Raw genomic sequence first — 20969 nt, forward strand, 5'->3', positions numbered from 1 at the left:
TTACTCAGCTAAAAAGTAGATAACAACCCCTGTCGCTGCCAGGGTTAAAATTTGGATCGCCCAGTACTGGTTGTAACGCTAAACAGAAAAACACCCGCAATTAATAGCCTACAAAATATAATAGGGTCGTTGGCATCACGGTAATAGCATCAAAATCATTTCATGCCAGTTTTCTTTTTACGAAAAGGTTTTTTAACGCGATTTACGTTAAGTCAGTTTAAACGACTTGTCACGTTATGCGCTTGTATTAATTGTTTCACTTTTATGACACAGGATGAATGATTTACATAGGAATTTTTATTTTAACTACTTCCACAGAATTGATGATTAGTAGAGAATGCAACGTTTCTTATTAAAACGGTTTAAAACAGATTTTAATATCCCCCGATTTTATTGCGGGGATTTTTGTATGGATTATACATAGCACCATGGGACCTCTATGAAAAGTAACATGCCCGTTACACAAATTGAGCACGCACTTAACGATAAAGCGACGCTGCTTTCTACGACGGATAAAGAAAGTCATATTACCTACGCTAACTCCGCGTTTATTGATGCCAGCGGATTTAACGAACAGCAATTAATGGGCGAACCGCATAATATTATTCGCCATCCCGATATGCCTCCCGCGGCGTTCGCCGATATGTGGTACACGCTACAGCAGGGAGACAGCTGGACGGGGATGGTGAAAAATCGCCGGCAGAATGGCGACCATTACTGGGTTCGCGCCAACGTTACGCCGGTCTGGCACAATGAAAAACTCACCGGCTACATCTCGGTGCGTACCGTTCCTTCGCGCGATGAAATAACTCAAAGCGAAAGCTTATATCATAAAATTAATAATCAGCAGATTAAAGGATTTCGACTTTTTAAAGGCATTGTCATTCGTCGCGGAATATTGTCATGGGCATCAATGTTTAAATGGCTGAGCATTAGCCAGCGCGTCAATTATTCTTTAGGGGTAATCGCCCTGCTCGCTGTTCTATTTCTCTTCGCTCCTGTTAATCCATTTATTCAGGCGGGAGGGTTGCTGTTCTTATTTCTGATGCTTGCTATTTACCTTAAGTATCAAATTTGTCAGCCAGTTAATACGCTACTGACGCAAATGAAGAAAGTGGTCTCCGGGAGAAAACCTGATAACTGTCATTTAAATCGGGTGGATGAGATCGGAATGCTGATGCGTCTGGTTAATCAGTCCGGGCTTAATCTGAATTCCCTGGTCGATGATGTCAGTACGCAAATATCCGGTATTCGCGCCATCAGTCAGCGGGTATCAAAAGAAGGTACGGCGCTGCACAAGCGTTCAGAAGAAACCTCTGCCGACCTGCAACAAACCGCTGCAGCCATTGAAGAAATTGGTAGCGCCGTACAGCAAACTGCTGAGACTGCGGCTCATACTATGACCATGGCCGATAAAACCAGCGCCAATGCGGCAGAAGGCGGCGATATTATGAAACAAACTATTGCCATGATGCAGGCGATATCGCGTGACAACGGGCAGATAGTCGACATCATCGGCGTTATCGACAGTATTGCTTTCCAGACTAATATTCTGGCGCTCAATGCCGCGGTTGAGGCCGCGCGAGCCGGGGAGTCCGGGCGTGGATTTGCCGTTGTGGCGGCAGAGGTCCGTAATCTGGCGCAACACTCGGCGTCTGCAGCAAAAGAGATCAAACAACTGATTGAGAAGAACGTCGCCAACGTCAATAGCGGCGTCAAAATGGTGGAGCAAACGGAAACGCATCTCACTGGGATGATTGGCGATGTCCTGCAGATGTCGATGATGATCAAAGATATTAGTCTGGCGACGCGTGAGCAAACCCAGGCGCTGGATCTGATTAACGATTCGATTTCACGCGTTGGCACCATGACACACAATAACGCCGAGATGGTGGAGCGTGTCACCGATGCTACCGCCGATCTGACTCAACGTTCATCGCGCTTACAGCAGGCTGTTCAGGTCTTTGGCGTATCAGCATAACCTTACGGCGCTTATCGGATGAATGTCTCGATAAGCGCACACCTCTCCACGTATTTACACCCTTCTCTTTTATTGGCTGAATCGAGGCCACACCGCGCCAGTGCTGGCTGTACAAAATGCTGAATTCTTGTTATCGGGGCTTTGCGGAACCGAACAATTGAATGTAGGATGCTCGGCCGGCAGTTTTCCCCCATAACACAATGAAGGGTAAGGCTGTTTTCGCCGCAGCTGGTGCGGCAAAAAGGATTTTGTATTTTTGTCAGGTCAACAGGAAAAGTAATGAACACAAACAACACGCAAGCCGCGGAACAACATGCGGCGAAACGACGCTGGTTGAATGCCCACGAAGAGGGGTATCACAAAGCGATGGGTAATCGACAGGTACAAATGATCGCCATTGGCGGCGCAATTGGTACCGGGTTGTTTTTAGGGGCTGGCGCACGCTTGCAAATGGCGGGTCCTGCTTTGGCGCTGGTTTATCTGGTGTGCGGTATTTTTTCGTTCTTTATACTGCGCGCGCTTGGCGAACTGGTTTTACATCGCCCTTCCAGCGGCAGCTTTGTCTCCTACGCTCGTGAATTTTTAGGTGAGAAAGCCGCCTATGTGGCTGGCTGGATGTACTTCATCAACTGGGCGATGACCGGCATTGTCGATATCACCGCAGTGGCGTTGTATATGCATTACTGGGGCGCATTTGGGGATGTACCGCAGTGGGTGTTCGCCCTCGGCGCGCTGGCTATTGTCGGCACCATGAACATGATCGGCGTGAAGTGGTTCGCGGAGATGGAGTTTTGGTTTGCACTGGTCAAAGTGCTGGCGATTGTGATTTTCCTGGTGGTGGGTACCGTCTTTTTAGGCACTGGAAAGCCGCTGGATGGTAACGCCACCGGTTTTCACCTGATCACCGACAACGGTGGATTCTTCCCACATGGCCTGCTGCCGGCGCTGGTACTGGTTCAGGGGGTGGTTTTCGCATTTGCCTCTATTGAACTGGTGGGCACTGCCGCTGGTGAGTGCAAAGATCCGCAAACCATGGTGCCAAAAGCGATCAATAGCGTTATCTGGCGTATTGGTCTGTTCTATGTCGGTTCTGTGGTGCTGCTGGTTCTGTTACTGCCATGGAATGCCTATCAGGCGGGGCAAAGCCCGTTTGTTACCTTCTTCTCTAAACTGGGCGTGCCGTATATCGGCAGTATCATGAATATTGTGGTGCTCACCGCGGCGCTTTCAAGCCTTAACTCTGGACTGTACTGCACCGGACGTATTTTACGTTCCATGTCGATGGGCGGATCGGCACCGAAATTCATGGCTAAAATGAGCCGTCAACAGGTACCCTGGGCTGGGATCCTCGCCACGCTGGTCGTCTATGTCGTCGGGGTATTTCTGAACTATCTGGTGCCGTCACAGGTGTTTGAGATCGTGTTGAACTTCGCGTCGTTGGGCATTATTGCGTCGTGGGGCTTTATCATGGTCTGTCAGATGCGTCTGCGCCGGGCCATAAAAGAAGGTAAAACGGCAGACGTCAGCTTTAAACTGCCGGGCGCTCCGTTTACCTCGTGGCTAACCCTACTGTTCCTGCTGAGCGTGCTGGTGCTGATGGCATTTGACTATCCAAACGGCACCTACACCATCGCGTCATTACCGTTGATTGCCATCCTGCTGGTTGCAGGCTGGTTCGGTGTGCGTAAACGCGTCGCGGAAATCCACCGCACCGCGCCATAATGGCTGAAGGCCTGACAGGTTAACCCTTCAGGCCTTCTTTTTTAGTTCGCTTCAATCAACTGCGCTACATCGCTGCTGTTAATTTCCCGCGCATTTCCATCCTGATCGGTATAGCTGGTCATTCCCGTATCTTTATCCAGTTTTGGCTTGCCCTGGGTGGTAATGGTTTGTCCGCTTTTGGTCGTCATGACGTAATCGGTGGTGCATCCTGCCAGGGTAAACAGCATTACGCCTGCACAAAGACAGATAAATGGCTTTTTCATGGTATTCCCGTGTTATTCAGTTAGCCGTTGAGGGCGTAGTGTAAGTCCCTGAAGTGGGTCGGGCTACCGCCGGGGTGTAACGAGGCGTATCGTGGGGTTTAGAGAAATGACAGGAGGGGTTTCCCCCTCCTGATATTTTATAGCGCAATACGAATAACATCGTCCGGCTGGGTGGCCTCCTGCTCGCGGGTAGATTTCTGTTTCACGCTGACGTACAGGGTTTTGCCATCGGCGGAGAGCGCCAGGCTATTCGGGAACGTTGGGGTCTCGAATGTTTTGACGACTTTATAGCTTTTCGCGTCGATCACACTCACTTTACCGGCCTGGCGATGAGTCACGTAGGCTTCATTACGCGTTGGGTTGAACAACACGGCCAGGGATTCCGGCGCGGCGACTTTTGCCAGTACATTGCCATTACGGGTGTCGATTACCAGCACTTCCGCCGCTTTAGAGTCGGTGACAAATGCGCGGTTGCCCGCTGTGTCCAGGCTCAGGTTGATAAAGAAATGCTCTTTCCCATCATCCAGCAGTTTTTTGCGGCTAAGAACTTTGTTGGTGGCGGTGTCGATGGTAATGAATTCACCGTCCGCATTGGCGGTGTACAGGCGTTTAGCCTTGCTGTCGACCGCCAGAGCGGTGCTCATTTTGCCGGTATTTTGGATGGTGTCCTTCAGCTTGATCGTCTCACCGTCCACCACCCAAATCACGCTCTCTTTACCAATACCGCTAATGTATACCGTGTTGGTAGCATCATCGGCGACCAGCTCACGCGGCTGGAGCGGGCGAACATCTTCAGAGCGCTTACGCGCATCCAGCACCAGACGTCCTTTCACCGCACCCGTTTTGGCATCCATCGCCGTTACCGCGCTGTTTACCGTGTTGCCGAACCACAGCGTTTGCGTGGCGTTGTTGATGGTGGCACCAAACGGTTTGAGATCGTTATGAATCACCTGGGTCACTTCGAGGGTGACCGGATCAAGACGATAAACCACCCCGCCGGTATCCAGTTTGCGGCTCTGTGAGGTCGCCAGCCACAGCGCGTTCTCTTGCTGGCTGTACGCCATTTCATAGGCGCCTTTGCCGACGGCTTTGCGCAGCAGTTCTTCTGCGGCCTGCGTAGTAAAAGATGATGCAACGAGCAGTGAACCTAACAGTAAAGAACCACGCAGACGCGGTGAAAACAGATGACGTAAAGACATGACGACTCCCTTTGATAAATTCGTTTGTTACTGCTTCACATAGCTTCAATGAGCAAAATCATGGTTTTGCCTTTTTAAGAATGAGAATAGTAATCATTATTTATCTCAATGTGGAGTGTTTATTCGCTTTCATGTAGTAACCTTCTTATTTCCTCCATGAATACCAGTTAACGACATTGGCATTTTACCAGGCCTACATTTTGTACGAAGCAGGCCTGGTTACAGGCATTCACCGTCTTCCACCTTTACGCATCAATCCTCAGCAAGACGAATAACTACCTTGCCGAAGTTTTTGCCGGTCAGCAGACCGATAAAGGTTTGTGGCGCATTTTCCAGACCTTCGGTCACCTGCTCGCGGTAGTGGATTTTGCCCTCTTTAACCCAGCGCCCCATCTCCCGCTGAAACTCATGAATACGGTGTCCATAATCCTGACCAATGATAAAACCCTGCATGCGGATACGCTTTTTCAGCAGCGTTGCCATTAACAGCGGTAATCTGTCAGGTCCGGCCGGAAGCGACGTGGCGTTATAACCGCTGACCAGGCCACAAAGCGGGATGCGCGCTGAGGTATTGAGCAATGGCAGAACGGCATCAAATACTTTTCCACCGACGTTTTCGTAATAAATATCAATACCCTGCGGGCAGGCTTTTGCCAGTTGTTGTGCAAAATCTTGTGTGTGGTGATCGAGACAGACATCAAAGCCCAATACCTCGGTGGCATGTCGGCATTTCTCTGCTCCACCCGCCACACCGATCACCCGACAACCTTTAAGCTTACCGATCTGCCCGACCGTTGCGCCAACCGGCCCGGTTGCGGCGGCTACCACCAGCGTTTCTCCCGCTTTCGGCTGACCGATATCCAGCAGGCCCATATAAGCGGTAAACCCCGGCATACCCATAACACCCAGCGCCCAGGAGGGATGTTCGGGATGATCGCCAAGCTTCACCAGCCCGTTACCGTCGGAGATGTCATAGTCCTGCCAACCGCTGTAGCTCAATACCCATTCGCCTGGCTGGTAGTCCGGATGGTGGGATGACACCACGCGACTTACGGTCCCCCCCACCATAACACCACCAATCTCTACTGGTGGTGAGTAAGATGGCTCATCGCTCATACGGCCACGCATGTAGGGATCGAGGGAAAGATAAACGGTGCGCAGCAAAATCTGGCCTTCACCTGGCGTTGCCACCTCATCTTCTTCAAGACGGAAGTTCTCCGGGACTGGCGCGCCATGCGGGCGTGAAGCCAGTACCCAGCGACGGTTACGATTAGTCTGTTGACCCATGATGTGCTCCTCTGCTTTTGGCATGAATCCATCAATAGTAGCAGTCTGTGCCTGCTATTTAGCTGACGGCGTGGTTTAACCGCACAACCAGGTAAACGCAGGGTTGCGCGGTTTCATTGATAAACCGACAGTCATTCGGCGGGCCAAGTTCCAGGCAATCACCTGCCTGCATTTCATGGCGTACGTCCCCTTCGACAAAGACTAATTCCCCCTGCTGTAACCAGATAAGTTGTCTGGCCTGCACATAGGAAGAGGCTGGCATCGGGATATCACTTCCGGCGGGTAATTCGATCTGTACCAGATCGATAGGCAGATCGCTGCGCGGTGAAACATGGCGGCGCAGATAGTGACTTTGCGGGTCGTGCCAGACGGGCTGATCGACGAAGCGCAGCAGCTTGCCCTCCTGCATTTCAGCCCGCGCAATCAGGGTAGACATGCTGATGCCAAACGCACCGGAAAGCCTACCCAGCAGCGTAGCCGTTGGACTACTCTCGCCGCGTTCTATTTTATGGATCATCGCCCGCGACACACCCGCGCGCTCGGCAAGTTCCGTGAGTGACCAACCGCGAGATTCCCGCTCGATGCGAATTCTTGCACTGATCCGTTGATTTATGCTGTCTTCAATAGTATTCATATTGTAATACTATAGTGAACAACCCCTGAGGTTCAACATGTCAATTCGATTTGCCAGCAAGGAAGACTGCGCCGCCATTGCAGAAATCTACAACCATGCGGTACTGCATACGGCGGCTATCTGGAACGATCAAACGGTCGATGCCGAAAACCGTATTTCCTGGTATGAAGCCCGCCAATTGATGGGGTATCCGGTGCTGGTGAGTGAAGAGAATGGCGTGGTTACGGGATACGCCTCCTTTGGCGACTGGCGTAACTTTGATGGCTTCCGTCATACCGTTGAACATTCGGTGTATGTTCATCCTGAACATCAGGGAAAAGGGCTAGGACGGGCACTGCTCAGCAGACTGATAGACGAAGCCCGCGCATGCGGCAAGCATGTGATGGTGGCAGGTATTGAATCTCAGAATCAGGCATCACTGCATCTGCACGGCTTGCTGGGTTTTAAAACCACCGCGCAAATGCCGCAGGTTGGCACCAAATTTGGGCGTTGGTTGGATCTGACCTTCATGCAGTTACAGTTAGACGATCGCCGCGAACCGGATGCCCTTAGATGAACCAGACGCTGACCCTCTCCTTTCTGATTGCCGCGGGTATTGGTCTGGTGGTGCAAAATACCTTGATGGTACGCATCACGCAGACGTCTTCGACGATCCTTATCGCCATGTTACTTAACTCGCTGGTCGGGATCGTGCTGTTTGTCAGCATATTGTGGTTTAAGCAAGGTTTAGCAGGGTTTGGTGAATTGGTTTCCAGCGTACGCTGGTGGACGCTCATCCCCGGCTTGTTGGGATCGTTCTTTGTTTTCGCCAGTATTAGTGGATACCAAAATGTAGGCGCCGCCACGACGATTGCGGTACTGGTTGCCAGCCAGCTTATCGGGGGACTGCTACTGGATATTCTACGTAGTCACGGCGTGCCGCTGCGGGCGCTGGTGGGGCCGGTCTGCGGCGCGGTGCTGTTGGTCATCGGGGCGTGGCTGGTGGCGAGACGTTCGTTTTAATTGCCTGATGGAGCTTCGCTTATCCGACCTACAGAACGTGCCTGTAGGTCGGATAAGGGAAATATCAGAGGATTGTGCCACCTTTGGTCAACTGTTCGCGACGGGCTTCCATATCCTCTTTATGTTGACGACCATGATGTGCGATCGCCGTACGCAAACGCTGTTGCTGGGTATAGCGGTCTTCCCGGCTCAACGCGACATCATCGCTGAGCTCAATCAGCAATTCATTCATATGCGTAATGACGCTCTCTTCAATGGCGGCATCAACACGTGCGCTGACCTCATCCAGATGCGACATAACCTCTCCTTAACTCATTAATTTAATTTTGCTTTTGAAAAATCACTGCCCATCAGACTGACGCTGTATCCGCTGACGTTGCTGCGCGTAGCGTAGAACGTTTTACCGTTTGCCAGGGCTATCCACGGAGCCTGCTGGTAGAAAATCTCTTGCGATTGTTGGTAAAGCGCGGCGCGCTCTTCCGGTTTACTCACCAGCTTCGCCTTTTGAACCAGCGAATTATACTCTTTATCGCACCAGCGCGCGGCGTTAGATCCGGTTTTTATGCTGTCGCAGCCCAGCAGCACATCGGCGAAGTTATCCGGATCGCCGTTGTCTGACATCCAGCCAAACAACGCGGTGTCATGCTCACCTTTACGCATTCCGGAGAGATATTCACCCCACTCGTACGACACAATTTTCGCCTTCACGCCCACCTTTACCCAGTCGCTCTGGATCATCTCAGCAATCCGTCGGGAGTTCGGGTTGTAAGGGCGCTGAACCGGCATTGACCACAGCGTCGCTTCAAAGCCGTTTTCCAGCCCCGCCTGCTTCAGCAGATCTTTCGCCTTTTGCGGGTCGTAAGTGTAATCCTGCAGATCTTTATTGAAGCCCATCATATTCGGTGGAATCGGCGATTTTGCCACCGTACCGGAACCTAAGAAGACGGCGTTAATAATGGCCTTTTTATCGGTCGCGTAGTTTAGCGCCTGACGCACCAGTACGTTATCAAACGGTTTTTTCTCGGTGTTAAACGCCAGATACCCGACGTTTAGCGCTTCAACCGAATGCAGCGTCAAATCTTTATTCTTTTTAATCTCGTCAAATTGTACGGGGGCTGGCGCCGGGATTATCTGGCATTCATTGGTTTGCAGTTTTGCCAGGCGCGTCTGGACGTTTGGCGTGATTGAGAAGATCAGGTGCTTTGTTGGAACGGCGCCATCCCAGTAGTTAGGGTTAGCGAGATAGCGGATTTGCGAGTCCTGCTTGTACTGCTGCAACACGTAAGGCCCGGTACCAATCGGCCAGTTATCGACGTTTTCAGGGGTGCCTTTTTTCAGCATCGCGTCGGCATATTCCGCAGAAAGGATGGAGGCAAAATCCATACCCCAGTCGGCAAGAAACGCGGCGTTAGGTTCATTGAGGACAAACTGAACGTGATAATCATCGACCTTCTTCACTTCTTTAATCAGTTTATCCAGACCGACATCGTTAAAGTATTCGTAGCTTCCCTGAGAAATCTTGTGATACGGATGATCGGCATCTTTCTGCCGTAATACCGAGAAAATCACGTCATCAGCGTTGAAGTCGCGGGTCGGTTTAAAGAATTTATTACTGTTGAATTTCACGCCCTGACGCAGGGTAAACGTGTAAGTCTTACCGTCCGGGGAAATCGTCCAGTCCGTTGCCAGAGACGGTATCGGGGTATTCTTTACCGGATCAAAGTTGATGAGTCGGTTGTAGAGCACTTGTGAACTGGCCACAAATGAAGGACCTGAACTGGCGATTTGCGGGTTAAATGACTCCGGAGATGCTTCAGAGCAATAGATGATGGTGTCAGTATTGGCCGCGAACGCAGCGCCTGACGGTAAGACGGCGCTGAGAGCCAGCGCGAGTATCGTTTTCCTTGCAATCATGGTTATAAGCCTTCTTATTTTATTATTAACAGGGATATCAGAGCATAGCTGACAAAAACTGACCAATAACAAATCACTATCAGGTTATTCTAATCCGGTGTATTTCGCTGAATAATTCATCACCCTAAGCGAATTAATTTCCCTTAAGTCTTTTTCAAAACGTCAAGATTTTTCCCGGCACTCTATGCCATGAAAATTAGCCCCTTTTTGCCTCTCTTTCGCCGTTTGCTCGTTTTTATAAAACGTAAAGTAGATACGTGAAGAAGTCTAAGGGGTAACAACGTGGCAAAAACTCTCTTGCGCAGCGGCAATTTGGATGACTATCAGGCCGTGGGCGGCGGTGGTCAGGCCGTGTTTGATTCAGCATTGCAAATTCGTGAAACGCTTCGTCTGCGTAAACAGCAGGCGATGGTGGATTGTCTGGCGATCCCACAAATTAACGACAGCGGCGATCGGGTTGACTGGTATTCCCCGATAGAAGGGAAAGCCGTGGCGTGGAAAGCCGCTGATGAAGAGGCACGTTTTCGTGCGCTGCGCTATCTGGGAAGCACGCTGGAAAATGCGGCGACCCTGAGCCGTAAAAGTCTGCAATCGGGGAAAACCTCGCTACAGCTGTTTGGCTCACTGCTCGAAAAAGCCATCCAGTTTCCCGGTGAAAACCACGTATTTCTGGTTGATGGCAAACCCGTTATTACGTTCTGGGGCTTCGTCAATTTGAATGAAAATCCCCGCGACGATGTCCTCGACTGCCTGCGCATTGCCGATGTTCCTCCTGTGGTTACCGTAGCAGAGCCGGAACAGGAAGCAGAAATCGCACCGGAAATTACCTTTGCCGAGGCCGATGTCCCCTTACTGACGCCGGTCGTTGATCTGCCAAAACCGACTGAACCTGAACCTCAACCCCCGGTCATTGTTAACGAACCTGAAGTTACTGCGCCCCCGGTACAGGAGAAGCCCATACGCCGCCTGCCGCTGTGGAGCCTGCCCGTTGCCGCAGTGATTATTGCAGCCATCGTTGGGCCGCTGCTGTGGAAGCAACAGACCGCCCAGCCCGGACCCGCAGTCGCCGCTGTTGAAGTCGCTAAGGTTGATATGGCACCGCTGCCAGCACTGACATCTGCACTGCCCCTGCATCGTGCTGAAGTGACTCCCGCTGTGAAGAAAGAGAAACCTGCCGAAGGACCGGTGGTGATTGCCGCAATTCCAAAAGATGCACTGGTGATGGATGCCAACCAGATGAAGGCAGGAACGACACGTTTTCTCAACGGTAACTGGCGTGTCATGGTCGATGTTAAAGATCCGGTGAGCGGCAAAGCGCCGTCCCTGCGCTATCAGATCCAGGCCAATAAAGGCACTGCACGCGTGGTTCATGGTGACAATATTGTTTGTCGTGCCGAGATTTTCTCCGGTTTGCACCAGTCGGGTGAATTAATGATTAAGAGTCGCGGCAATGCCCGTTGTACCGACGAGTCACGTTATCCGATGCCTGAAATTACCTGTAAAGCGGGAACCAACGACGTCGCCGCCTGTACCGCGCGTTATGACGATCACGCGGAAATCCCTCTGACGATCAAAAAGATAGGTGCCTGATTTTATGTTGGTGAATCTGTGTGATTACAAACAGAGCGTGACGCTCATCGCCAATAGCGGTGTACAATTTCTGGATTTCGGCCTCACGCCGCAGGAATCTGCGCACCATGGACGCTTTGTGCGCAAAACGGCAAACGGTCCGCTACTGCGACTGGACTTCGATCTGACGTCAGGACGCTATACCCTACCGGGCAGCACCGGCGCACAACCCGAAGTGGTGAAGCCGGAAAGTACCCAGACGTTACATTATTCGCTGGACGTGCTCGACGGCGTCTGGCTGCCGCTACCGTTTCTGCGCTTTAACCCGCCGCGTACGTTTGTTGAAGGCCCGGATAACTGGGCACGCGTGCAGGTGCGAAAGCTGGCGCAGCCGGACAGCGCGGGTAACACCCACCGTGTTACCGTAGCGCTGGACAGCCAGCTTACTGAAAATGCCCCAGCGGCGTTAACCCCCAACGAAAATGATCTGCTTAACGGTACACGGTTTGCGCTGGCCTGGCATGACAACGAAATTGCTGATTTCCTTGACCAGACCTGGATTGACGGCTGGTTGCGCGAATCTTTTATGCACCATGTCACCCAACATGAGAACCGCTCAGAACAAGAGATCCAGCAGGCGCTGCGTAACTTTGAATACCAGGCGCACTGGCTGAATGTGCTGACCCTGTTAGGTGAGCAGCTTTCTGTCCCGGAAGTGAAACTGGTAACGCACACCCTTAGCACACCCGCCATTCCCGTCGATCTTATTTTGGATATCGGTAATACCCATACCTGTGGTGTCCTGATTGAAGATCACGGGGATGCCAATGACGGGCTGCGTCAGACCGCTGAATTGCAGGTCCGTTCGTTAAGCGAGCCGCAGTTCCTCAACGATCCGCTATTCACCAGTCGGCTGGAGTTTTCCGAAGCGCGCTTTGGTAAACAGCACTTTTCCGTTGAGAGCGGACGTGATGACGCCTTTATCTGGCCGTCGATTGTGCGTGTGGGTGATGAAGCCCGTAAGCTGGCGATGCAGCGTATGGGCACCGAGGGCAACAGTGGGATCTCAAGCCCGCGCCGCTATCTGTGGGATGAAACGCCGGTGTTACATGACTGGCGCTTTAGCCAGATGAATGGCAAAACCCAGCGCGAACCGCTGGCTACCGCCTTCCCGCTGATGAACCTGATGAACGATGACGGGCAACCGCTGTTCAGCCTGCCGCAGGACGATCGTCTACCAGTGTTCTCACCACAATACAGCCGCAGCACGCTGATGACGCATATGTTGTGCGAAATACTGGCCCAGGCGCTGGGGCAAATTAACAGCGTAGCGACGCGTTTGCGCCTCGGATTCCCGGCGTCTCCGCGTCAGTTGCGGACGCTGATCCTGACCCTACCGTCGGCGATGCCCAAACAGGAGCGCGAGATTTTCCGCCTGCGCATGTTTGAAGCTATTGCCCTGGTCTGGAAAGCGATGGGCTGGCACCCGCAGGATGAAGACTTCACCACCCGTAAGCAGCAGGAAAAAAGTGTGGTTCCCGTACCTGAAATTCAGATGGAATGGGATGAAGCCAGCTGCGGGCAACTGGTGTGGCTGTATAACGAGGCTATCTCACACTACGATGGCCACACCGAATCGTTCTTTAACGCCCTTGCCCGCCCGGACCGTTTGCCGGAGCCTGGTGAGACTAAAGGCCGTGCGCTGCGCGTAGCATCGATCGACATTGGCGGCGGGACAACGGATATGGCCGTCGTTCATTACCAGCTTGATGACGGCGTTGGCGCGAATGTCAAAATTACCCCGCATCTGCTGTTCCGTGAAGGTTTTAAAGTTGCGGGCGATGACATGCTGCTGGACGTGATTCAGCGCTGCGTGTTGCCTGCGCTGCAAACCCGCTTACAACAGGCTGGCGTGACCGACGCCGCCGCATTGCTGGCCACGCTGTTTGGCGATTCCGGGCGCATCGATACTCAGGCAATTCTGCGTCAACAAACGGCGTTACAGCTCTTTATGCCGCTCGGTCATGCGGTCCTCTCTGCCTGGGAACAAAGCGATATTAACGACCCGGTCGCCGGGCTACATGCCACCTTTGGGGAACTCCTGAGTCAACAACCCACGCGCAACGTGATGAACTACATCCAACAAGCTATCGACCATGCGTTACCAGCAGGGTCGCCTGCGTTTGATGTTCTGAGCGTGCCGTTACAGGTACAGTTCAGGCAGTTACAAGAAGCACTATTGGCGGGGCAATTTACCCTGACTTCCCCGCTGCACGCGGTTTGTGAGGCTATTTCACATTATCGCTGCGATATCTTATTAGTGACCGGCAGGCCCGCCTGTTTACCGGGTGTACAGGCGTTGATCCGCCATCTGCAACCTGTCCCGGTTAACCGTATGATCTGGATGGATAACTACCGCGTGCATGAGTGGTATCCGTTCAGCCAACAGGGGCGAATTGGTAACCCTAAATCCACCGCTGCTGTAGGCGCTATGCTGTGCAGCCTGGCGCTGGATTTGCGTTTGCCACGCTTTAACTTTAAAGCTGCCGATATCGGCGCTTACTCGACCGTACGCTTTCTCGGTGTGCTGGATAATACGGTCAATACCCTGCGTGATGAGAACATCTGGTATCACGATATTGATCTGGATAAACCTGGGGCGAAGCTGGATGCCCGGTTGCATTTCCCGTTACGTGGCAACGTGACGTTAGGATTCCGGCAACTGGCAAACAGCCGCTGGCCTGCCACGCCGCTGTATACGCTCAGCATAAACTCTGCCGAACTGGCAAAAACTATCGCCGGAGATGGCGTGTTGAATGTTCGGCTGCAGCTACGCGGCGGCAGCAAAGAAAGTGGCCCGGAATTCTTCATCCTGAGTGATGCCTGGTTACAGGATGGCACCCCCGTTGCCGCCAATGCCTTAACGTTAAAACTGAATACGCTGGCAGACCGTCGCCATAGCGGAAGCCATTACTGGATTGATAGCGGGAGCGTGTACCTGAAATGAGTAAGATGTTAAATACCGCGCAGGCCGCCATCGAGTGGGTGGTAGATACCCGTCAACGTGCAGCGCGTCTTGATGATGAAGCGGATGCCCTGCTGGCACAGCTTACGCTAGCCGCAGTGAGTGAATCTGCGCTGAAGACGACCTTTTCATCGCAAGGATGTATAGGGTTATATGGACACTCACAATCGGCAAAAGCACATCTGCTGGCGGCATTGTGCTGCAATGCCACTGGCAAAGTGAATATTGTTACCCCGGATCGCAGCTTTGATTATTTCTCGCATATTAATCCGGGCCATGCACCAACCAATATGGCGATCCGCTTTACGCGCGATGAAAATCCGCATGATAGCGAATGGCCGTTGCGTCTTCGGTTACTCAGTGAAGCCGAACTGGTACAGCTATTTATCGCCCAGTTCAGCGCGCTCCCGGACAACCGACAGGTCGAGAAATCGATTATTGAGGCGCGCCTGGAAAAATGGCAAACGCTGCGTCAGCGTCACCCGGTGCCGGGCATTACCGCGCATGATGTTGCTGCAATCGGTCGTTTCTGGCGCTCCTGCGTACCGGCAAACCAGCAGCAAATTGACGATGCACTATGGTATCAGTTTGCCACGTTGCTGCCCGCACTGGACCTGACTACCCGGGCAAACGCCTGGGCGTTACTGTGGGGAGAACAACCAGAGCTGACGCAGCAGTGGTTGGCGCTGGCCCACTCGTTGCAACAAACCGGACACGCGCAAGAATTAGCGGCCCCGCTGAGCCTGCTGGTTGATCATTTTGGTTTACCTGCCGAAAGTTTCCTGACCCAATTGGCATTGACCGGCAATAATGAGACGCAAAGCGATGTGGTGGTTCATCCGATTGAAAATCATCAGTTGCTCAATGCGGTCAGTCTTTCTTTGTCGTCACTGGCGCTGCTCACGCGCGAGCTGGTCCTGACGGTTGAAGACTCGGTGCTGGAGAATGTCGATCTGCTCGATATTCCCCTCGCACCGGATGCTCATCCTCATCCACTGTGGCAGGCAAAATTAGGCTGGATGCTGGAACATTATCGCCAGCACCTGCAACCGGATGTGCTCTTAATCTGCAACGCGGTCTCTACACGCGCCCAGACGCCCGCCATCACCCGCAAGCTGTTGGGCTGGGTCAACGATACCCAACCTGTTCATGATGCCGCATTACCGGGCGTGGTTTGGGCCATTGCCCCGCAGGATGCGCGTTTTAGTACCCAGCAAAACCTTGATGAATCCGTGCAGCAATTGATGGGCAAGCCCGGGCTGCATTGGGGTACGTTGCAGGCGCTGGATAAACATAGCTTACAACGTCTTGTCGAATGGCTGACTCAGGCAACCTCACCGCAGCAGCGCCAGGCCAGGTTGACTTCTCTATGCGACCAGCATCAACAGCGCATCCGCGAAACTCTGATAAGCTGGATTAATCCCGCTCAAGCTGAATCGGATAGCCACGAGTCGGTGATCCGCCAGTTACAGGCGCAAGCGGCAAAACATGGCGAACTGCTGGATGGTTTGCTCCCGCCGATGCGCATTTTTGAGTCGCTGCTGCGTATTCAGCAACCGCGCGAGGAGCAGGTAAGCGGTTTATTTAATGAAGAGATTGACCTGTTTGCCGAGGTGCGTGACACACTGCACTCGCCGGAAAGCCAGGAGACCGGATATCAGGCACACAAAATGTGGATTAACCACATGCGCCAGTGGTGTCGCGATGAAAATAATGCCCGTCGTTTACGACTCGATCCCCGTACGTTAAGGCAGGTTGCCGACATTCTCGTCACCACCAGCTATCGCCTGGAGATGCCACAACGCTTACAGCGCATTATGCAGCGAGAAAACGTCTGTGCCGCGCAGCTACACGCCGATATTGGTGATTTTATTACCTGGCTTGGATTTGCCGACGTTGCTGAGGAACAGCGCCCTGCCAGCAGGATCCAAAAAGGATCGGCTATTTTTAGCGCGCCGAAGCAATCGCCGATGCTACGCCTGACGAAGCTGGATGAACAACCCTCGCATGGTGCAAGCCGTTACGTTTACGACTGGCTGGTTGCCTTGTACACCCGTGCGAATGAGAATGCGGGATATCAGCACCCACAGGATGTCACTGAAACCGACAAAAAACGATTAGATGCCCTGCTTTTCTCCTGAAACGGCGAATACGCCGTCATCAGAAAAGAGAAAACATCAGCGCAACGGGAAAACTCATCGGCCAGGTCGCCCCGACTAATACCGCGCTAAGAAAGCGAATCCGCTTTTTATCGCGGGAAAGAAACCAGGTGATGATTGCCGTGATGACGGCCATCACCGCATAAAAAACCAACATTTTTTGGTATAGGGACATTTAAGGCATCCTGGCCAGAAGGGAAAATCGCGCGCAATATGCTCTTTTTCATGACTCACATCAAGTTTTATTAATTAATTTAAGAAAAACGGCTGTAAAACAACCCATTTTCATTATGTTCAGAATTCGTACTATTGCGGATAGTTATAAGCCGTACTATACCCATAAGGGTTAAAACGAAAGGTGGCAAAAATGAATGTTTCCAGTAAAACTGTGGTGCTGATAAATATATTTGCTGCTGTAGGACTTTTCAGTCTGATATCCGCAAGGTTCGGCTGGTTTGCTTGATGTAACTCTTCTTGATTAATTGCAGCGTCCGCTGGCAGAGAGGAGCTTCTCTCTGCCATCAGTAAACGATCTTCCCACTCTGCTATCACTGGGTAAATTATCCTTAATATGTAATACCCCTAATCCTTCTGCGGCATTATATTGCCCGAATAACGGCCAGGTGTTGTGCCGGTATGTTGATGGAAGAAAGCAATAAAAGCACTGTCGCTGACAAACTCCAGATATTGCGCGACCTGGCTGATATGGCATCCATCAGCCAACATTTCCATGGCTTTTAACAACCTAAATTGCTGCCGCCAGTCCTGATAATTCATCCCGGTATCCCTGATAAATATTCGACTGATCGTCCTCTCGCATGCCCCAACCTGTCGGGACAATTGATTCAGTCGTGGTGGCAATTCACCCATGCGTAATCCCTTGAGCCACACGTTAAGCCGCGGATCTGAGGGATATTGCAATGTCCAGTTTTCACTGCGGGCGGCACGCATTTCCTCACAAAAAACGGTAATAAGGCTGGACTGCTGAGCGGCAGGCATTTCCCATGGCCAGAATGCCATACGTTCTATCACTTCAAAAAAAAGCGGATTAACTTCGACTATCTGCAGCGGTAACTCAGATAACGGCAATGTGGTTGAAAAATACAAAGAGCGATAAGCCATCACACCACGCATTATGGCGCGATGTACCGTGCCTGCCGGGATCCAAACCGCACGACGTGGCGGTAGCAGACACAGGGCCTGCTCCAGTTCAATCGTAATACTTCCCGCAGCCGAAAAAAGTAGCTGATGACGAAGATGACTATGCCGCCCGGAATCATGTACGCCCATATCGGCAGCAATACCGATTACCGGTTTATCAAAGCTATCCGCATCAAAAGCATCATCGGGGGCAATTTTCATTATCTGTCTGATATTCGATATTTAAAGTCCTGATAATGGTAATGCGACATATTCCTTTCAGCAATAATGCCCGCCTGTTTTCTGTCTGTCTGGATATTGCTATGAACACACTTCGTCGCCCACCACTGTGGCTTCTTACACTACTGATTATGTTTCCACAACTGGTGGAAACCATTTACAGCCCGGCATTGCCGGGTATCGCTATCTCTTTTCACGTAAGCAGTGAGCGCGCGGCTCAAACGCTCTCCGTTTATTTTGTTGCTTTCGCCGTCGGCGTAGCGATGTGGGGGTGGCTAAGCGACTGCATCGGACGACGTTGGGCGATGCTGGCAGGACTTATCTGCTATGGAACAGGATGCGCAGCAGCTGTTGTTGCCAACGACTTCAGCGTTTTGCTGCTGGCGCGGATGATCTCCGCCATCGGTGCGGCTGCCGGGTCGGTCGTGGTACAGACCATGCTAAGGGACTGTTATGAATCAACTGCGCTATCCCGCGTCTTTTCCGTGATGGGGGCCGCACTGGCATTGAGTCCAGTTTTTGGCCTGCTAAGCGGAGGTTGGTTAGTAAGTCTGTATGGCCATACCGGTGTCTTTGTTGCCCTTGTGCTGTTGGCGCTGCTACTGCTAATACTGACAGCGACCATGCTGCCAGAAACCCGGCCCGAACATACGCTCAGCCCGAAGCTTGCCGGATTGTTCTCCCGCATGATGCGGGACAATGAGTTGCGGAAAAACGCCTTGCTGGTTGCCCTACTGAACACCATGCTGTTTAGCTATTACAGCCTGGCGCCGTTTCTTTTTGGGCAATTAGGATGGAGCTCCAGAGCCTTTGGCTGGACGGGGTTACTACTTGCGTTTGCTTCTCTGTCAGGTAGCCTGCTGAACCGAAGACTGTTAACGACTGGTCTGACGCCGGAGCGACTGGTACGTTATGCCTGTGTGCTGGCAGCGTTGTCAGGTCTCGTCGCGTGGTGTTTACAGCACTCCGCGTGGATCCTGATTCCGGTGTTCGGCGTGGTGATTGCCTATGGTATCGCCATTCCCAATGTGCTGAGTCAGGCGCTGCGTCACTACCGTGAACAGGCCGGTGCCGCCGGTGCTTTGTTCGGATTAAGCTATTACCTGTTACTTGGGATGATGCTGGGTTTAGCAGGCGTGGTGCAGCAACTGGGGCTGGTTCTGAGCGTCTGTGCCCTACTCGCCTGGCTTTGCAGTCTGGGCCGTAGATAAACCCGATGGCGATCCTGAAAGCACAAAGCCCCGGCTATATGCTGGGGCTTTGTTGTATCAATTAGCCTGACCTCGCGGATATTTCCAACTTACCGCCGTCCGATGGCGACGAGGCCAGTGGCGCGAATAGTATAGACACACGTATGCCAATATTTAGCTATCCGTGCCCCATTCGCCGATCGCGCTTAAGATATTACTCATGCTTGATCATAACATGGCGAATAACCGTGTAATCCTCCAGCCCGTAAACCGACATATCCTTTCCATAGCCGGACTGTTTTTGCCCACCGTGCGGCATCTCGCTAACCAGCGTGAAATGGGTATTGACCCAAGTGCAACCATATTGCAGGCGAGCGCTAAAGCGATGCGCTCGCCCAACATCCCGGGTCCAGACGGAGGATGCCAGGCCGTATTTCGAATCGTTGGCCCATGCCAGCACCTGATCTTCATCATCAAATACGGTCACGCTGACCACCGGACCGAAAACTTCCCGCTGTACGATGGCATCGTCCTGCTTCGCCCCAGCAAGCAGCGTCGGGGCAAAATAGTAGCCTGAACCATCCACTTTTTTACCGCCGGTGATGACCTTAATATGGCCCAACGCTTTAGCCTCATCGACCGCTTTAGTCACGCGATCGAGATGTGCCTGCGAGCTCACCGGTCCCAGCTCGGTCGATTCATCATTCGGCGGACCGATTTTCAGGCTGGCAACGGCGGCGCCAAGTTTTTCGACCAGTGCATCATAAATGCCTTTCTGGGCATAAATTCGGCAAGCGGCGGTACAGTCTTGCCCGGCGTTGTAATAACCAAAGGTCCGCACGCCGCTCACCACAGCATCCAGATCGGCATCATCAAAAATGATCACCGGAGCTTTTCCGCCCAGTTCCATATGCGTACGCTTAATTGACGGCGCGGTGTGCTGAATAATGTGTTCGCCGGTTGCAATGGAGCCGGTCAGCGAAACCATGCGCACTTTTTCATGGCCGGTCAGCGGATCGCCCACCGTTTTACCGCGACCAAACAGCACGTTAATCACGCCAGCCGGATAAATGTCTTTGGCGAATTCGGCCAATTTAAGCGCCGTCAGCGGGGTAATCTCTGACGGTTTAATCACCACGCAGTTTCCCGCCGCCAACGCTGGAGCCAGCTTCCACGCCGCCATCATCAGCGGATAGTTCCACGGCGCAATAGAGGCCACCACGCCCAGTGGATCACGGCGAATCATCGAGGTATGCCCTTCCAGATATTCACCGGCCGCCTGTCCTTGCAGGGTACGCGCCGCACCGGCGAAGAAGCGGAAAACATCGACAATAGCGGGAATTTCATCGTTGAGAACACAGTGCAGCGGTTTACCGCAGTTAAGTGATTCCAGCTCAGCGAAGGTTTGCGCGTTATCAGCAATAGCATCCGCCAGTTTCAGCAGCAGTTCAGAGCGGACTTTCGGCGTGGTTTGCCCCCAGGTGGCAAACGCGGCGTCTGCTGCACTTACAGCGGCATCAACCTGCATGGCTGACGCCTCAGCAATCTCCAGAATGAGTTCACCAGTGGCAGGGTTATAGACTGGCTGCTTTTCACCTTCACCGTTGACCAGCTCGCCATTAATCAGTAATTGATGTTGCATAG

Annotated in this window: 18 protein-coding genes; 9 read left to right on the plus strand and 9 right to left on the minus strand. The window is 52.4% G+C overall.

All coding sequences use genetic code 11. The annotated features are described in order from the left end of the window. The first annotated feature begins 439 nt into the window (after positions 1-439). Together OGX94_RS06800 and ansP are read left to right on the plus strand one after the other, a co-directional pair. The gene (locus tag OGX94_RS06800) at positions 440-1981 is read left to right on the plus strand and encodes a methyl-accepting chemotaxis protein (RefSeq protein WP_200921564.1); all 1542 of its coding nucleotides are present in this window, start codon (positions 440-442) and stop codon (positions 1979-1981) included. Positions 1982-2260: 279 nt separating this feature from the next. Continuing rightward, positions 2261-3703 (plus strand): L-asparagine permease, encoded by a 1443-nt coding sequence (ansP, locus tag OGX94_RS06805; RefSeq protein WP_003833088.1) that lies wholly within the window; start codon positions 2261-2263, stop codon positions 3701-3703. A 41-nt stretch (positions 3704-3744) separates the two neighbouring features. Here ansP and OGX94_RS06810 read toward each other — a convergent pair whose 3' ends face one another. The 4 genes from OGX94_RS06810 to OGX94_RS06825 all read right to left on the minus strand — a co-directional run bounded on the left by OGX94_RS06810 (position 3745) and on the right by OGX94_RS06825 (position 7086). Next, the gene (locus OGX94_RS06810; RefSeq protein ID WP_003833091.1) at positions 3745-3966 is read right to left on the minus strand and encodes a YgdI/YgdR family lipoprotein; all 222 of its coding nucleotides are present in this window, start codon (positions 3964-3966) and stop codon (positions 3745-3747) included. Positions 3967-4103: 137 nt separating this feature from the next. Then, positions 4104-5165 (minus strand): 7-bladed beta-propeller protein YncE, encoded by a 1062-nt coding sequence (gene yncE, locus OGX94_RS06815; protein ID WP_200921563.1) that lies wholly within the window; start codon positions 5163-5165, stop codon positions 4104-4106. A 252-nt stretch (positions 5166-5417) separates the two neighbouring features. Next, positions 5418-6452, minus strand: coding sequence for an NADPH-dependent curcumin/dihydrocurcumin reductase (curA, locus tag OGX94_RS06820; RefSeq protein ID WP_003833095.1), 1035 nt, complete (start codon positions 6450-6452; stop codon positions 5418-5420). Positions 6453-6510: 58 nt separating this feature from the next. Continuing rightward, on the minus strand, positions 6511-7086 hold the full coding sequence (locus tag OGX94_RS06825) for a helix-turn-helix domain-containing protein (RefSeq protein WP_126957571.1): 576 nt from the start codon (positions 7084-7086) through the stop codon (positions 6511-6513). 37 nt (positions 7087-7123) lie between these two features. On the opposite strand from OGX94_RS06825, the gene OGX94_RS06830 reads away from it, so the two are divergent. Then, entirely contained in the window at positions 7124-7642 is a 519-nt protein-coding gene (locus OGX94_RS06830) for a GNAT family N-acetyltransferase (RefSeq protein WP_126957573.1), read from the plus strand. Continuing rightward, the gene (locus OGX94_RS06835; protein WP_126957575.1) at positions 7639-8088 is read left to right on the plus strand and encodes a DMT family transporter; all 450 of its coding nucleotides are present in this window, start codon (positions 7639-7641) and stop codon (positions 8086-8088) included. Before OGX94_RS06830 ends, OGX94_RS06835 begins: the two co-directional genes overlap by 4 nt. A 64-nt stretch (positions 8089-8152) precedes the next feature. Here the strand turns inward: OGX94_RS06835 and OGX94_RS06840 are convergent, their stop codons facing one another. Next, positions 8153-8386, minus strand: coding sequence for a YdcY family protein (locus OGX94_RS06840; protein ID WP_003020183.1), 234 nt, complete (start codon positions 8384-8386; stop codon positions 8153-8155). A gap of 17 nt (positions 8387-8403) precedes the next feature. Further along, positions 8404-10002, minus strand: a complete 1599-nt coding sequence (locus OGX94_RS06845) for an ABC transporter substrate-binding protein (RefSeq protein ID WP_126957577.1) — start codon at positions 10000-10002, stop codon at positions 8404-8406. A 282-nt stretch (positions 10003-10284) separates the two neighbouring features. Here OGX94_RS06845 and OGX94_RS06850 point away from each other — a divergent pair, with 282 nt between their 5' ends. From OGX94_RS06850 to OGX94_RS06860, 3 genes are read left to right on the plus strand one after another with little or no spacing between them, the layout of a single operon-like run. Beyond that, complete coding sequence (locus OGX94_RS06850; protein WP_286568955.1) at positions 10285-11592, plus strand: SrfA family protein; 1308 nt, start codon at positions 10285-10287, stop codon at positions 11590-11592. A 4-nt stretch (positions 11593-11596) separates the two neighbouring features. Beyond that, positions 11597-14578, plus strand: a complete 2982-nt coding sequence (locus OGX94_RS06855) for a virulence factor SrfB (RefSeq protein WP_126957581.1) — start codon at positions 11597-11599, stop codon at positions 14576-14578. Continuing rightward, positions 14575-16737, plus strand: a complete 2163-nt coding sequence (locus OGX94_RS06860) for a virulence factor SrfC family protein (protein WP_257661968.1) — start codon at positions 14575-14577, stop codon at positions 16735-16737. The genes OGX94_RS06855 and OGX94_RS06860 overlap by 4 nt, the downstream gene beginning before the upstream one ends. 19 nt (positions 16738-16756) lie before the next feature. Here OGX94_RS06860 and OGX94_RS06865 read toward each other — a convergent pair whose 3' ends face one another. After that, positions 16757-16930 (minus strand): GhoT/OrtT family toxin, encoded by a 174-nt coding sequence (locus OGX94_RS06865; protein WP_003020198.1) that lies wholly within the window; start codon positions 16928-16930, stop codon positions 16757-16759. Between the two features lie 192 nt (positions 16931-17122). Here OGX94_RS06865 and yncL point away from each other — a divergent pair, with 192 nt between their 5' ends. After that, complete coding sequence (gene yncL / locus OGX94_RS06870; protein WP_071524268.1) at positions 17123-17218, plus strand: stress response membrane protein YncL; 96 nt, start codon at positions 17123-17125, stop codon at positions 17216-17218. 119 nt (positions 17219-17337) lie between these two features. On the opposite strand, the gene OGX94_RS06875 is transcribed toward yncL, so the two are convergent. Continuing rightward, positions 17338-18117, minus strand: a complete 780-nt coding sequence (locus OGX94_RS06875; RefSeq protein ID WP_003833119.1) for an AraC family transcriptional regulator — start codon at positions 18115-18117, stop codon at positions 17338-17340. A 101-nt stretch (positions 18118-18218) separates the two neighbouring features. On the opposite strand from OGX94_RS06875, the gene OGX94_RS06880 reads away from it, so the two are divergent. Then, positions 18219-19346 carry a multidrug effflux MFS transporter gene (locus OGX94_RS06880; protein WP_032934571.1) on the plus strand — a complete coding sequence of 376 codons (1128 nt, stop codon included), beginning with the start codon at positions 18219-18221 and terminating at the stop codon, positions 19344-19346. Positions 19347-19539: 193 nt separating this feature from the next. Here the strand turns inward: OGX94_RS06880 and patD are convergent, their stop codons facing one another. Beyond that, positions 19540-20967, minus strand: coding sequence for an aminobutyraldehyde dehydrogenase (gene patD / locus OGX94_RS06885; RefSeq protein WP_149335302.1), 1428 nt, complete (start codon positions 20965-20967; stop codon positions 19540-19542). Positions 20968-20969 lie beyond the last annotated feature (2 nt).

The organism is Citrobacter sp. Cpo037, from assembly GCF_030332945.1.
GTDB lineage: Bacteria > Pseudomonadota > Gammaproteobacteria > Enterobacterales > Enterobacteriaceae > Citrobacter > Citrobacter portucalensis.